Origin of the sequence: uncultured Winogradskyella sp., assembly GCF_947498005.1 — a bacterium.
In the GTDB taxonomy this organism is placed as follows: Bacteria; Bacteroidota; Bacteroidia; order Flavobacteriales; family Flavobacteriaceae; genus Winogradskyella.
The window spans coordinates 301,018-316,379 of the sequence record NZ_CANMIW010000006.1; the positions used below are offsets into that span (position 1 = coordinate 301,018).

Genomic DNA, 15,362 nt, shown 5'->3' on the forward strand with positions numbered 1-15,362 from the left:
TCTAAAAACGTTGAGCATGGAACTTTCAAAAACCGAAGAACAATTAATGCAGCATCTCTGGAAGCTTGAAAAAGCCTTTATGAAAGATTTATTGGAGCGCTACCCAGAACCAAAACCAGCAACCACAACAATTGCGACCTTATTAAAGCGCATGATTGGCAAAGGATTTATAGATTATAAAACCTACGGAAAATCTAGAGAATATTTTCCCTTAGTGAAAAAAGAAGATTATTTCTCAAAACACGTTAATGGTCTCATTAAAACATTTTTTAACGATAGCGCCTCACAGTTTGCTTCATTTTTTACGCGTAAAACAGACTTAACGAAAGAAGAACTAGAAGCTTTAAAAAAAATTATTGATACGGAAATTAAAAACAAGTAATTATGGAAACCTATCTATTAAAATTCTCCGCATGTTTATTTGTCTTTTGGGTAGTTTATATTCTTTTTCTAGAACGCCAAAATATGCATCTGTTTAAGCGCTTTTATCTTTTAGCTGCTTTCATAATTGCATTAGTAATTCCTAATTTAACAATAACAGAATACATAGAACCTGTTGTAACAGATTTTGAAATGGCTCCAAGTTTTATTCCTACAGAGTTTGTGGAAATAACACCTGTAGACACACCTTCAATTTTTACCTTAGTAAATATATTATGGTTTATTTATGGTGTTGGCGCACTATTATTTGCATTACGCTTTATCGTGAATCTTATAAATATGCGTCGTCGTATTTCTAAAAATAAGCAAATTTCTACACCTTCTTTTATATATGTTTTACTTAATGAAGACTTAATTCCACATTCATTTTTTAGATATATCTTTTTTAATAAAGCCAGGTTTGAATCAAATAACATTCCGCAAGAGGTTTTATTACACGAAGAAACCCACGCGAAACAATTGCACAGTATAGATATTATAGTATTAGAGGTATTGCAGATTGTTTTTTGGTTCCATCCACTCATTTACATTCTGAAACATCACGTAAAACTTAATCACGAATTTTTAGCCGATCAAGCCGTTTTAAATCAATGCTCAGATGCTAAAGTTTATCAAAATATTTTATTACAATTTTCATCGAACACTCAAAACCATCAATTAGCGAGTGCCATTAATTATTCATCCATCAAAAAACGATTTACAGTTATGAAAACACAAACATCAAAAACCAGAATTTGGTTAAGTACCTTATTAGTAATGCCTTTAATTGCTATTTTATTTTACAGTTTTGCAGAAAGAGAATATGTTGAAAACAACAAAATTGACACTGTAACTGCCATCGAAAAAGAATTACAAGAAGCTAATAATCTTAACATAACTTACGTCGGTGATGCAAATGAAAAACTGATGCAAGAATATCGAGATTTTATAAAAGAGTATTCAGAAACTAATACTATTTTTTATTCAAAATATGAACGTGCAGTTATAATATATGACCAATTAATGTCAGATGAGCAACGTTCTTCGGTAAAAAAATATCCAACGCGTATAATACCAGAATCTAATCTTTCTAAGACACAACCAAGGCAACCCTCAGCATCTCAATATGAAGCTTTTAAAAATGCTAATCAATATGCTATTTGGATTGACGGTAAACACGTATCAAATACTGTATTAAATCAATATTCAGTAAATGATTTTGTACATGTAACTGGCTCAATAGTTCATAAAAATGCTCGAAGTATAAAGTTTCCTCAAGCAAATCAATATGATTTATATACAAAAGAAGGGTTTAAATTGACCTATAAAAATTCGCAATTAAATCGCTATAACAAAGCTGTTACAAAATATTCAAATGCAATTTCTAACTACTTACAAGGTAATGAGACTGATAATTCTGAACTTAAAATTATAAAAGCTCAAGCTGATAAGATTTATAAGACATTTACAAAAGATGAAATAGAAAGACTCAATATTAGACAATCTCCTCCTATACCATTATCTAATGAATCGAAAAACACGACTGGTATTAAAGAATACATAACAAAATATAAAATGTACGAAACATTAAGAAGCTCGAAACCTCATTATATAAACAAAACAGAAAAACAGCAAAAAGAATTAGATGTTTTATTTTCTGACTTAGGCGGTATGTATTTTAGACTATCCGAAGAGAATAAAGCAAAAGTAAAACGACCTATTTCACCAATTAAACCTTACGTACAAGTTACTCTTAATGGTAGCATCTATTATAAAAAGTACAAAGATTTAAATGAAGAAGAAAAAGCGACATTGCCTCCTCCACCTCCAGCACCTCAATCTCCTACTAAAAACCTTTCATTCTTAGCATATATAGAAGACATGGAAAAACAAGGCGCAACCTTCTACTTAGATGATAAAAAAATCTCCGCAGAAAAAGCTAAATATATTGCTAAGACTAATAAAGGTAAAAGCACTGAAATGCTAACTCAAAAGGATAAGAATGGAAAATATATTGTGAAATTAAGTACACCTGTTAAAAACAAAAAAGAAAACCCTCTTCCTATTGTAAATGGAAAAACCATAAAATCTGGAGAAATGGCCATGACATTTACAGAACTAAAAAAGTTAACTCTAACTTTACCAGAAGGAGAAATAACGGCTTTTAAACTTAAAATTCCTGGCATTAAAACGGAGCAAATAAACGGTAATAAAATTACCCAAATCACTTTAAAAAATTTAGAATCCGCTAAACTAGGTGATTATATAACAATCTTTGATATTAAAGACGATAACAGCTCAAAATTTTCACCACTCGCTATAGAAATTGTAGAATAGATAGTTCTTAAGAATACATATCATAAGCCTCAATGTTATAAAACAGCATTGAGGCTTTTATTTTCACCCAAAAGTGTAACAAAACCAAACGTTTAGCGTTCTTATTAATAATCAATCACTTTTATTATTATCAGATACTGAGCATAATTTAAGTACAATCAAAAAATCGAACGCTTTATGTTAAAACAATTCTTTATCCTCTGCTCTGGTGCAGATACGGATATTTTAAACGACTGTTCCGTTGGCGAACAAAATAAATATGCTGGTATAGGTGCCACAGTTTTCTTCACCGCTGTTATGGCTACCATTGCAGCAAGTTATGCACTTTACACTGTTTTTGATAACCTCTACACATCCATATTCTTTGGACTAATTTGGGGTTTACTCATTTTTAATTTAGACCGTTATATTGTGTCTACAATTAAAAAAAGAGATCATATTATAGACGAAATTCTTCAAGCAACACCAAGACTTTTCTTAGCGGTAATTATCGCTGTTGTAATCTCTAAACCTTTAGAACTAAAGATTTTTGAAAAAGAAATCAATCAAGTTTTATTAGAGCAAAAAAATGATTTAACCTTAGCCAATCAAAATCAAATTGCAGAACAATTTAATCCTAAGATTGCTGAATTAGAACAGCAGATTGTAAACTTACAGTCTCAAGTTGAAACAAAAGAAACTGAGGTAAATGCCTTGTACAACATTTATATTTCTGAGGCAGAAGGTACAGCTGGCACTAATTTATTAGGAAAAGGACCTGTTTATAAAGAAAAAAGAGATAAGCATGATGCAGCATTAGCAGAGTTACAACAATTAAAGGCTGATAATACTAGTAAAATTGAAGCTATTGAAGTACAAATTACAAGTCTTCAAAATGATTACACAAACAATGTAACCACATCACAACCTATAATTGATAATTTTGATGGCTTAATGGCAAGAGTAACGGCTTTGGACAAATTACCGTGGCTACCCTCTTTTTTTATATTCTTGTTGTTTTTAGCTATTGAAACATCACCAATAATTGCAAAACTTTTAGCTTCTAAAGGCGAATTTGATTTTAGGTTACAAGACCAAGAAACTACCATACAAACTTGGACCATGCAAAAAGTTGCTGAACGACAACTGCTTTTAAAAACGGATAATGACATTAACAATAAAGTATATACCGAAATTGCTGATGAAGAAGCTGTAATTAATTACAAACGTAAAAAAGCAAGGGAATTAATGCAGTTTCAGGCAGATGCCTTTTTTAATAATCAAAAGAATGCCTTATAAAATTATGGTGCTCTTTTGGTTTTAAAATTAAGTCGTTACTTTTAGGACTCTAAAACCTAATTTTAATGAAATCTATATACTTAGTATTTGTAATTCTTTTAATAAGTTGTAATACCCAAAAAACACAAACTGATTCTGTAGAAACTGCCAAAACAGAAATAGCTAAAGTAATGAACGACCAAGAAATTGCTTGGAATAACCATGACATAGAAAGTTTTATGCAAGGGTATTGGAAGAGTGACTCTTTAAAATTTTATGGAAGCAATGGGCTTACCAAAGGTTGGGAACAAACATTGGCTAATTATAAAAAAGGATATCCTACAAAAGCAGAAAGTGGAACACTAAATTTTGTAGTAAACGATGTTTCTAAAATTGAAGGCAATAGCTATTGGGTTATGGGAGAGTATCATTTAAAGCGTGAGGTTGGAAACGCAGATGGCATATTTTTAATCCTATTCAAAAAGATTAATGGTAATTGGAAAATTGTTGCCGATATGTCTTGTTAATCTTAAAAATGAATTAAGTTGAAAAACTAATTAAGCTTAAAATTCCAACAAAAAAATAAAGTGTTACCGAAACATCTATCTATCACCACAAATGCCTGGGAAACACTTTTAAATATCTAATCTAATAAAGCACATAATTATGCCGCAACAATATTACCTGTTACAATACTATTCTTGTCTTGTGGTGCTTCTTGTGGCTCTGCCGCTTTAAAATGTTGGTATAATTCTTTACAACCTAAACCAATAATAGATAATCGTTTAGACTTGGTAATAGACTCGTTATGCAATCTCGCTAAAGCCATTACACCTGCTCTATCTATACTTTTTACACGCTCTATATCTAATAAAACATCATCTAGTTTATCAAAGATATTAGCAAAATAAGCATTGAAAGTTTTTAAATTGAACTTGTTTAAGGTTCCTTCAATTTGATAGCGGTTATTGTAATTTGTAATTTCTAAATCCATAATAAATAATGTTAAAAATGTTCATACTAATTCAGGGCTATTAATCAGTAATCTGGTATTATTAGTTAGAGGGATGATCACAATATCGACCTATTATTTGGGTCTATCTTAAAATATCGACAAACCGTAGAATGACTAGTTTATTTGAAATGGATTGTATATTAATTCGACAAACAACATCACAATATTATTTAGTGGTGTAAGAAAAATAAAATCTAAACTATTTATTATTAAGCTCTTGCAAATGCTTTTTAAAATCCACTGGCTTGTGAATTACGGTTTTAGAAACCGGATATTTTTTTAAGTGATGTTCTGGTCTAATAGGTCGCTTTTCAAATCCACCACCACAATTAGGACAAACGTGCTGAAGTAGACTAACACAATCCATGCAAAAGGTGCATTCAAAAGTACAAATCATTACTTCTGTAGAATCAAAAGGTAATTTTTTATTACAATTTTCGCAAGTTGGTCGTATTTGTAACATTATTGAAAATCTATATTTTTACATTTTATAATTGTATCACAAGACTAAGTAACAATACATTTAAATGAAATATAAGTATAAAGTAGTAATAATGGTAATATTAGCAGGTATTACCCTTTATGGTTTAGCTTCAGGAAAATACTTGTTTATGGTATTTTTAATTCCGTTAAGCTTCGATTTTTTCAATAAAAATAAATCTGATTAGATTTTCTTTACATATTTGGTAATGATAACCGTTAAGGTTGGTCCTACTTTACCTTCAATATATTCTGCATTATCACGATCTAATCTTATGTTTCTTACCGCAACACCTTGTTTGGCAACCAAACTAGATCCTTTTATTTTTAAATCTTTAATTAACACAACAGAATCGCCATGGTTTAAAACAACACCATTAACATCTCTGTGAATTAACTTATCACCTTCTTCTTCACCATCACCAGATGCTTTTGCCAACTCTAATGTATCTTCTTCCATATACATCATTCCTAACAAATCTTGTGTCCAATCTGCTTTAATTCGGTTTAGCATTCGCCATGCCATAATTTTTACAGCATCATGCTCACTCCACATACTATCATTAAGACAACGCCAATGATTAGCATCAATAGCGTCTGCATCGTTCATCTGTTCTATACAAGTTTTAGATGCATACAACGCTGTTTTTAATCCATTTTCTTTTATATCTGGAATGATATATACTGATAGGTTTTCTTCGCTTCCACTTAGCTCACACTTAGAGCCACTTCTTTGTTGTAATTCTCTTTCTAAACTCATAAAATTTTATATATGAGCAAATGTATTGTTATTTCATTAATTTTCGTTTAAGAAGCTATTTTTTTAAGATTAGATTTTTTTGGATCAATATAGACTTCGAGGAATTTAGAACCTTGAGAATTAAATACAACATCTTTGCAATTTGCAGGAATCAAAATAGTTTCTCCCATTGAAACAAACTCTGAATAATTGTCTATAATGATTTCTGCTTTACCTTCTACACACATAAAAATAACAAAGGCATCTAAATCTTTATAAGATCTTTTTTGAGGCCCTTTTACTTCAAATATATTGGTTGTAAAAAAATCACAATTTACAAGGTTACTCGTTTTTTCTTGTTCTAATTGATACTTGCTTTTTCCGTTTGTAAGAAACGTTTTTGTGGCTTTTATTGCAGAATCGGTATGTAACGCTCTATAGTTACCATTATCATCAGTTCTGTCCCAATCGTAAACACGGTAAGTAACATCACTTGTCTGCTGAATTTCTGCTGCTAAAACACCAGCTCCAATAGCATGTATTTTTCCAGCAGGAATAAAGTAACTATCGCCTTGCTTTACTTTTTCGGTATTAAATATGTCATCTACATTAGAAGCATTAATTGCACCTAATACATTTTTATCTACAGTATTATCTTTTAATCCTAAAACAATTTCAGCGTTATCGTCGCTATTCATAATATACCACATCTCTGTTTTACCAAAAGAATTGTGTTGTGCCTTTGCCATTTTATCATCTGGATGTACTTGTACAGATAAATTAGTTTTAGCATCTAAGAATTTAATCAGTAACGGGAAGTTTTCTCCAAACACTTCAATATTCTCTTTTCCTAAGAATTCAGTTGTATGCGTTTTTATTAAATCATTTAAAGATTTACCTTTATATAATCCATTAGAAACAACTGATATATTATCTTGAACTCCAGATATTTCCCAGCTTTCTCCAACATTTTTTAAATCTGTTTTTTTATTTAGAATTTCTGAAAGTTTATTTCCTCCCCAGATTTTCTCTTTCAATATAGGTGCGAATTTAATTGGATATGGTTGCATGTTTTTTATTTTTTAAAGATTTGTTTGAAATTGAAGTTTAATAAAATTGTTATGTTGATTTAATTTTTTTAAATAATCTAACAATGAAAATAAACTCTGAAATAAGGTTTGTTGCTTTTTAATTGATTTAGTTTTATAGTTTAAAATAGCATCTTGGTTATCAGTAATTACTTTAATTAATCCATTAACACCATGTTGCTTTAAGTTCATCATATTAGTTGAGGCATAACCTAAAAATTTTAGATCAAACTCGTTAAACATAAATCTTGCACCAGCCTTCACTGCTGACATGTCAGATTTAAATTTTCTTACATTTACTACAGATACATTAGGACATTCCTCTTTAACATCATTCAGTAAATCATAGGTATTATCTCGACTATTATTATTGACCAAACAGAGTTCTATATTTATGATTTGTTTCATTTGTTCTATAAGTAACTCAGTGTCTATTTCATTTTCATTATTATGAAATATTATGATGATGCCAATTTTCATTCTACAAAAATTATTAAATATTTAATTATGCTATTTTTATATTCATTGAGTTTTCCTGTACAGTAGGTTTCTTTCTATTGTATACCCATGCTATCTGTCCTAATTGAAATACTATTTTCACAGAATCTTTCATAGATAACTTAGAACCATCAGCATGAATCCATCGTTTAAGAGGTTGTTCGCACAACATAGTTTTTGCTTTTTTTAATCCAAAGTGAATACTCATTCTTTTAAAAATTTCTACATCGAAAATCCACTGCGTTACAAACTTTTTACCAAAGGCAATTTTTATAACGTCCTTGTGAAAGATTTTAGCACCACATTGCGTGTCTTTAAAATCCATTTTTAAAATCTTTCTTATTATAAAGTTTATGGTTAAACTAATAATCTTTCTGGCAGATTCTTTGGTAATGTTTGCTCCCATTCTAGCAATACGCGATCCGCTAACAATTGTAAATTCCGAAGTTTCAATAGTCTTAACTAAGTCATCAAAATCTGCTAAGTCCGTACTTAAATCTGCATCTAAAAACCCTATGTAATCTAAATCTTCTTTTTTAGCCATATGCAACATTCCTAATCGCACAGCTTCAGCTTTTCCTCCGTTTTTCTCACAATCGTAAACTGTAATAAAGTCCTCTCTTCCTTTTTGTAAATCTCTTAAAACTTCTAAAGTATTGTCCTTACTGCCATCATTTACAAAACATAAGTGATAACCAGAATTCTTATCTATATAGCTTAAAAATTCATTACTTAATAAACGCTCTTCCTCATTGTAACACGGTATTACTACACCGACACAACGTTCTTGGATCATTACATTACTTGTGGTAACAGGGTTTTTTACTTGTGGTGCACCAACCAAGTTTTTTACACGTGCACTAATTTCATTAAGACTTAATGGCTTTTTCATGTAGTCGTTAATTCCTAATTCAAAAGCTTGAGTAATTGTATCATCTTGTGTGTTACCAGACAATATCATTATTGGCGTATTAGATTCATCTATATTTCTAATATATTTTACAACATCTAATCCAGAGACACCAGGCATATTTATATCTACAATAACTAAGTCTGGGTTAAAAGTTTTATACGACTCTAATCCTTTTGAACCATCAGTTTCTATCTTTACCTTATATCCTAATTCTAATAATCTTTTTTCTAAAGGAAGTAAAACTAATTGTTGATCGTCTATGGCTAATATTTTCATAATAATTGATATTTTGATTCTTAATTACAGTACAAAATTACCAGGTAAGACGCTTGTAAATTTTAAATTTAGCTGAACCTTATATTTAGTGTAGACGAATGGTAGTTTGCTGTAGATAATTAAAAAATGAAGCACTGTTTAAATTATATATATTTGACAAGTTGTTATAACTTAGGCTTTAATTATTTTTATGATTGTAAATAGGCTTAAAACAACTGACCTAAAATCTAATATTGAAAATTAATAATTGAAAGAAACCTCTAACAAATATTTAATTTCTGCACTTCTCTTAGGATTAGCATTTCATGGAAGTTCCATATTCTTTACTTTGGAAACTACCTACGATGCCTTAATCCATTTGTTTTTCGCAGACCATTATGCCAACAGTTGGTTTGAGCCTTGGAACTACGAGTGGTACACTGGCTTTACAGTACAGAGTTATCCACCTTTGGTGCATCAGTCCATTGGTTTACTTTCTATGGTTGGCGGATTAAAGTTTGGTATGTTTAGTGTGGCGCTTATTGCCATTGTACTATTTATAACGGGTACGTATCGATTCTCTTTATTAATGACTGGGAATAAAACTGTTTCTGGTTACGCTTGTCTTTTGGCTGTATTTTCATCCTCATTTGTAGAAACACTGCACATTTTTGGACAACTACCTAGTATTGTTGGTGTTTCAGTATTAATGCATGCTTTGCCAGAAATCTATTTATGGTTAAAAACAGGAAAAAAATGGTACTTAGCCACCAGCTTATCACTCATTGCGGTTACCGTAACTTCGCATCATGTGACACCTATTTTTGGAATGGTTTTTTTCATCTTTCCGTTAATAGGTATGGTTATAATGGATGTTTCTCGAGAGCAGGTAAACACCATGAAAGAAGTCACTTTCAAAATATTTTTGAACACCTTTTTTAAGCTCTTTAAACGTATTGTGAGCTTTGGGATGCTGTCTTTGGTATTAATTATAGGTTGTATTTTTCCGTATTGGTTAAACTCTAAAGCTAACCCAATAACCCAAGTCCCAATTCCTCATGGTTCACGAGATAATTTCTTAGAAATCACGTCTTCTGGTTTAGTGTTCTTTTTAATTCCTTGGGGCATTTTACTCATATTATTACCTTATATATTTTACAGATATTATAGCAAACGTTACTTGTTCTTTGGTTTATCAGTAACTATATGTACCATTTTAGGAACTGGTGGTACAACACCTGTACCTTTAAAAATGTTAGGCGAAACGGCTTTTAATATTTTAACCTTAGACCGCTTTACACTTTGGGCTTCTATTTTATCTATTCCTTTAATGGGTGAATTTGCCTATCGTTTTGTGGAAGGCGATTTAAAAACACTCATTCAAACAAAATTAGGTGCTGTTTACCATAGAATTATTGGTGGTATACTTGCTGGCTTGGCTGTGTTTATGGTCATTTTCACTATGAGTTTAAATTACTTTAGACCATCACAACCACAGAAAATAAAAATGTTGCCTATAGTAAATTTCTTAAACCAAGATGACCACGACAAATGGCGATTTTTAACCCTTGGCTTTGGTGACCAAATGGCTTGGCTTAGTGCGCAAACCGACGCTATGACTGTAGATGGCAATTACCATTCTGCAAGGCGATTGCCTGAGTTAACCACAAGACCTATTGAGCGTTTAGAAAACTCAAAATTTAAAGGTGTAGCTGGTATTGGCTCATTGCAGCAATTTTTAACCACACCAGAAAAATACAATCTTAAATACATTTTTTCTAACGATAAATTTTACGACCCAATTCTCTATTTCTGTGGTTGGCAACGCCTTCGACAATTAGAAAACGGTATTATGGTTTGGGAACGCCTCAACATTCCGCCTGTTTCTGCTATTTTACCAAAAGAAGATGTTGCGAAATGGTTAAAGATTCATTGGGGAATTATACCATTTTTAACCGTTTTAATCGCCTTTGTTTTAAACATACAAATGCTATTTGTGTTGGCTTTGAAAACACGTGTAAAACCAAAACCAGATTTTCTAAAATTCCCAATTGCATATACCAAGTTTAATAGAAATGTATTGCGAATTACGCACCTTTGGTCTTTAATTTTAGCCATTATTGTGTTTTATGGCATTTACTTATTCTATCTAAAAAATGAATCACAAATTAGTCCTGAAAACGCTATTGTAGCGTATTATGATGCTTTAGATTTTAAAGAATTTGAAAAAGCTCATAGCTTAATAGACCCAAATAGTAACATACCTATTGCGCAGTATATGTTAGAGATTTCGGTAACTGATGGTTTGTTGAGTAGTTATGCAAAAATGGATGCGATTGAAACCGAAATTACAGCACTTAACGATAGTACGGTTTCAGCAAAAGTGACCAGCCAATGGATTACACCTTTAGAAAAGATTGAAAAAGTAGATTATAAATCACTTTCAAAAATAAAAGGCAAATGGTTTTTGCAACCCGATGATTTAAACAACGATTTACCACCAGACCAGTTGTATTCTGATAATGTGACTAAATATTTCAATCAAGGTCGACGTAGAATTACAACCGAAGCTACGCACCATGAGGACATTTTAAAACAACCTGTCTTAGAAGTTATTCAGGCAAAACTAGTTCAGTTTGATGGTAGTTATGCCATTATTGGCGAAGTTCAGAACATAGATAATGTACCTGCAGATGTTATTTTAAAAGGGACGCTTTACAACGATGACAATAAGCAATTAGCTACGTACAACGCCAAATACCATGTGAAACATAAATTGATGCCGAAGGAATCGAGTAGTTTTAGAATTAATTTTGAAGGTATTGCCTGGTCTAAAACCCAAGATTCCATTCCAGATACATTTAATCCGGATGAATTTACACCTGTTGAGTTTGAAGAACAACCCACAAAATTCAACTTACAAGTCGCCGGAAATGTTTCGGGTTCAGATTTGTATAAAAACGTTGTTTTAAGTGATGTGAATATTAAAGACTGTATGCTTAATGGGAACTTATTTAATAGTGGTATTCAAGAAATAACGATTCCTCAATTATTGATTACCTATTACGACAATGACCAAAATATGGTTTGGGTAGACCATATGTTTGTGAAAGCTGGTGTGAGACAACAACGTAAGCAACATTTTGAATATCCGATTATAATTGATGGCGATGTGAAGATTATAAACGATGACATGAAAAACATCTTTGTTAACGGGTTACCAAACGAAGATATCTCAGATAAAATAGTACCAAATAGAATTAAAAATCATACCAATGCAGAATTACAACCCATTGACCATCTCGATTTTAGTGGTATTAAAATTGAAATTAACACGTATATAGGAAGTCCTAATTAATGCAAATAAAACGCACATACTTATTACTTTTAGGGTTGATGTTATTATCATCCTTTGCTGTTGTGCAACACACTAAGGTTGTTTCAACTGAAATAAAATTAGTATCTACGGAAACTGAATTTGAAGTCGGCCAACCTATTGTACTAAGATTTTCAACGTCACGTAATGTACCATTAGATTTATACTGTTCTAATAGTTATGGTTCTACGGTTATTTCTTCAAGCTTAAAAAACAATACATTAGAATTTGTTATTCCTGAAAATATCACTAAAAAAATTGGTGCTATAAACTGGACTTTGCTAGATGAGACCAAATCACTTTCAGGAAAACTACATGTTTTACCAAAACCAGAGGTGGTAAGTATGGAAACTTATATTGGTCCACCAAGTATTGAAGCAGGCGGAAAAGATTATACCACACTGGTTGTTATTCCAACGGATTCTTTAGACAATCCTGTGCCAACAAATACTTTGGTTGATGCCAAATTTCAATTTTTAGATTCAGAGGAAGGTTTTGATATTTTTACAAAAAATTTAATAGCCTACAGAAATATATATTCTAAAAGACCTAGTGGTAGAATGTTGGTGTCTTCAGAAAGTATTGGTATCAATTCTAAAGAATATACCATAAACGTAATGCCTTCAATACCAACAGATTTTAAAATTTCTGCAACACGACCACACGATTATGCAGACGGAAATCAGGTAACAACATTTTGGACTACCATTATAAAAGACGAGTATAACAATGTAGTTAGTGATGGTACTTTTGTAACCTTTTTTATTAAAAATAAAAAAGGCCATATGCTTAAAACAACAGGAACCACGATTGATGGTATTGCAAACTCTAAAATTATTCATCCAGATTTTGCAGATAAATGGAGCGTTAAAGCTTACGTAGATGGTATGTCTGAGAGTAATAGCATTTCCATTAGCTACAAACAAGTGATTAAAGATTTTGACGTTGAATTCTCCGAGCATAATCGACTCATAGAAATAGGTCCTTTACAAAGTTTTATGGACCAAATGATACCAGATGGTTTACATATTAAATTAAAGATTTACCAAAAAAATACGCTTATTAATACGTTAACTAAAACCTCGTTTAATGGTTATACCAGTTTTAAACTAAAACCCGCTATTTATCAAAATGACGACTATAATTTTAGTATTGAAACTGCTGGCTTATCAAAAGAGTTTAAATCAATTAAGCTATGGTAAGGATTAACAAAAACATATTACGTTCCATATTATTAGCCTCATATATTATGATTGTAGCCTTAATTATTTCTGGTGTTAGCGCACTATTTAGTTACTTAAATACAGGAGCCGACCGAAGCACAATGCTACATACCGAAATTAAAAAGGTAGACCAATATGCACCAAAAATGGTTTGGGAACCTTTGCAAAATGAAGGCAGACCCATGGACGACCAAACTTTAAATGCTATTCAGCATGATTATTTAGATGCTTGGTACGTAAAACAAATTGCCAACAAGAGTAATAAAACAGCCGGAATTAAAGATTACTATACAGACAGTGCTAGAAAAAATTTATTTGCCTTTATAGATTTAAATAAAGCACAAGATATTAGTATTGAAGCCACAACCTTAAGCCACAATCCTACACTAGAATATTTTAGTCAAGACGGACAATTGGCCGTAGTTACAGACCGTAATGTTATAGAATACAAACGTGTTTTTAAAGCTAAAGAACTCATCTTAGAAACGACAGAAACGTCTACTTACCAAATGGTATTTTTATTAGAAGATGGCTTTTGGCGCATTAGACATTTAGTTAAAGATAGTGCAGATATTTATAACAGTGAACCTCAACAAATAAATGTTGACAGCCTAAATATTAAAGGAATTAACTACTATCCACAAGCCAATCCTTGGAATATGTTTGGTGATGAATTCTCTACTGATACTATTGCAAAAGACTTTAAAATTATTAAAGATGCTGGTTTAAATTCGGTACGTCTTTTTGTGCAATATGAAGACTTTGGAAAAGAACATATTGATGCCAAAAAAATTGAAAAATTAAAACAGACTTTGGATTTAGCAGAAGCGAATAACTTAAAGGTAGTTTTAACGTTGTTTGACTTTTTTGGGGATTACTCAATAATGAATTGGACGTTAAACCAACGCCACGCAGAATCGGTTGTTAATGCTGTAAAAGACCACAATGCTTTATTGGCTTGGGATATTAAAAATGAGCCTAATTTAGATTTTGAGTCTCGAGGAAAAGACAATGTTATTGCCTGGTTAGATAATATGATTGATTTGGTAAAGTCAACAGACAGCATTCATCCCGTAACCATTGGTTGGTCTAATACACAAAGTGCTTCCATATTAAAAGACAAGGTTGATTTTGTGTCGTTTCATTATTATGAAGATTTAGAAAATTTAGATGCTGCAGTAGCAGCTCTGAAAACCGAAATACCAGACAAACCTCTCGTGTTACAAGAATTTGGATTATCTTCTTATTCTGGCTTCTGGAAACCTTTTGGTTCCTCTGATGAAGACCAAGCCAACTATCACAAAAAAATCCAAGAACAAATTGCAGCTAATAACTTACAATTTATGTCTTGGACTTTATATGATTTTACAGATGTACCAACAGATGTAGTAGGTAGTCGTCCTTGGCGTCGTAATACTCAAAAACGTTTTGGGTTTATAGATAAAAATGGGGCAAAAAAGGCTGCTTTTAAATATATTTCTAATTAATGCTTTAAAATTATATAGAACACAGCGAAGAATCTAAGTTCATGTCCTAACTCAATCTTTAAGATTCTTCGGGTCTGCATTCTTATAAATTAGAACTTAGGGGTTTCTAATTATTTGTAGGCTTTTGCTTTTTGGGGCAAAAAGGGTTTATTTAAATATATTTCTAATTAATGCTTTAAAATTATATAGAACACAGTGAAGAATCTAAGTTCATGTCCTAACTCAATCTTTAAGATTCTTCGGGTCTGCATTCTTATAAATTAGAACTTAGGGG

General features: G+C 31.4%; 14 protein-coding genes. 8 read left to right on the forward strand and 6 right to left on the reverse strand.

Annotated features, from left to right (window positions below; genetic code table 11):
- The first annotated feature begins 16 nt into the window (after positions 1–16).
- From Q0891_RS12780 to Q0891_RS12795, 4 genes are all read left to right on the forward strand, one after another.
- Positions 17–382, forward strand: coding sequence for a BlaI/MecI/CopY family transcriptional regulator (locus Q0891_RS12780; protein WP_173279904.1), 366 nt, complete (start codon positions 17–19; stop codon positions 380–382).
- 2 nt (positions 383–384) lie between these two features.
- Complete coding sequence (locus Q0891_RS12785; protein WP_299102171.1) at positions 385–2,757, forward strand: M56 family metallopeptidase; 2,373 nt, start codon at positions 385–387, stop codon at positions 2,755–2,757.
- 177 nt (positions 2,758–2,934) lie between these two features.
- Positions 2,935–4,035, forward strand: a complete 1,101-nt coding sequence (locus Q0891_RS12790; protein ID WP_299102173.1) for a DUF4407 domain-containing protein — start codon at positions 2,935–2,937, stop codon at positions 4,033–4,035.
- A 65-nt stretch (positions 4,036–4,100) separates the two neighbouring features.
- The gene (locus Q0891_RS12795) at positions 4,101–4,541 is read left to right on the forward strand and encodes a nuclear transport factor 2 family protein (protein ID WP_299102174.1); all 441 of its coding nucleotides are present in this window, start codon (positions 4,101–4,103) and stop codon (positions 4,539–4,541) included.
- Positions 4,542–4,678: 137 nt separating this feature from the next.
- On the opposite strand, the gene Q0891_RS12800 is transcribed toward Q0891_RS12795, so the two are convergent.
- Positions 4,679–5,008, reverse strand: coding sequence for a hypothetical protein (locus Q0891_RS12800; protein WP_299102175.1), 330 nt, complete (start codon positions 5,006–5,008; stop codon positions 4,679–4,681).
- A gap of 220 nt (positions 5,009–5,228) precedes the next feature.
- Positions 5,229–5,492, reverse strand: coding sequence for a DUF1272 domain-containing protein (locus tag Q0891_RS12805; RefSeq protein ID WP_299102176.1), 264 nt, complete (start codon positions 5,490–5,492; stop codon positions 5,229–5,231).
- A gap of 64 nt (positions 5,493–5,556) precedes the next feature.
- On the opposite strand from Q0891_RS12805, the gene Q0891_RS12810 reads away from it, so the two are divergent.
- Positions 5,557–5,697, forward strand: coding sequence for a hypothetical protein (locus tag Q0891_RS12810; protein WP_299102177.1), 141 nt, complete (start codon positions 5,557–5,559; stop codon positions 5,695–5,697).
- Here Q0891_RS12810 and Q0891_RS12815 read toward each other — a convergent pair.
- Genes Q0891_RS12815 through Q0891_RS12830 form a run of 4 tightly spaced genes read right to left on the reverse strand, consistent with a single transcriptional unit; the run spans position 5,694 to position 9,023 of the window.
- Positions 5,694–6,269: an alkylphosphonate utilization protein gene (locus tag Q0891_RS12815; RefSeq protein WP_299102178.1), complete on the reverse strand. Its 576-nt coding sequence runs from the start codon at positions 6,267–6,269 to the stop codon at positions 5,694–5,696. The two genes, Q0891_RS12810 and Q0891_RS12815, sit on opposite strands and share 4 nt — an antisense overlap.
- A gap of 47 nt (positions 6,270–6,316) precedes the next feature.
- Positions 6,317–7,318: a type I phosphomannose isomerase catalytic subunit gene (locus tag Q0891_RS12820; protein WP_299102179.1), complete on the reverse strand. Its 1,002-nt coding sequence runs from the start codon at positions 7,316–7,318 to the stop codon at positions 6,317–6,319.
- 12 nt (positions 7,319–7,330) lie between these two features.
- Positions 7,331–7,816, reverse strand: a complete 486-nt coding sequence (locus Q0891_RS12825) for a glycosyltransferase (RefSeq protein WP_299102180.1) — start codon at positions 7,814–7,816, stop codon at positions 7,331–7,333.
- A 25-nt stretch (positions 7,817–7,841) separates the two neighbouring features.
- The gene (locus Q0891_RS12830) at positions 7,842–9,023 is read right to left on the reverse strand and encodes a response regulator (protein ID WP_299102181.1); all 1,182 of its coding nucleotides are present in this window, start codon (positions 9,021–9,023) and stop codon (positions 7,842–7,844) included.
- A 247-nt stretch (positions 9,024–9,270) separates the two neighbouring features.
- Between Q0891_RS12830 and Q0891_RS12835 the strand changes: the two genes are divergently transcribed.
- From Q0891_RS12835 to Q0891_RS12845, 3 genes are read left to right on the forward strand one after another with little or no spacing between them, the layout of a single operon-like run.
- Positions 9,271–12,360 (forward strand): hypothetical protein, encoded by a 3,090-nt coding sequence (locus Q0891_RS12835; RefSeq protein ID WP_299102182.1) that lies wholly within the window; start codon positions 9,271–9,273, stop codon positions 12,358–12,360.
- Positions 12,360–13,580 (forward strand): hypothetical protein, encoded by a 1,221-nt coding sequence (locus tag Q0891_RS12840; protein WP_299102183.1) that lies wholly within the window; start codon positions 12,360–12,362, stop codon positions 13,578–13,580. Before Q0891_RS12835 ends, Q0891_RS12840 begins: the two co-directional genes overlap by 1 nt.
- Positions 13,574–15,088 carry a glycoside hydrolase family 2 TIM barrel-domain containing protein gene (locus tag Q0891_RS12845; protein WP_299102184.1) on the forward strand — a complete coding sequence of 505 codons (1,515 nt, stop codon included), beginning with the start codon at positions 13,574–13,576 and terminating at the stop codon, positions 15,086–15,088. Before Q0891_RS12840 ends, Q0891_RS12845 begins: the two co-directional genes overlap by 7 nt.
- The last annotated feature ends 274 nt before the right edge of the window (positions 15,089–15,362 follow it).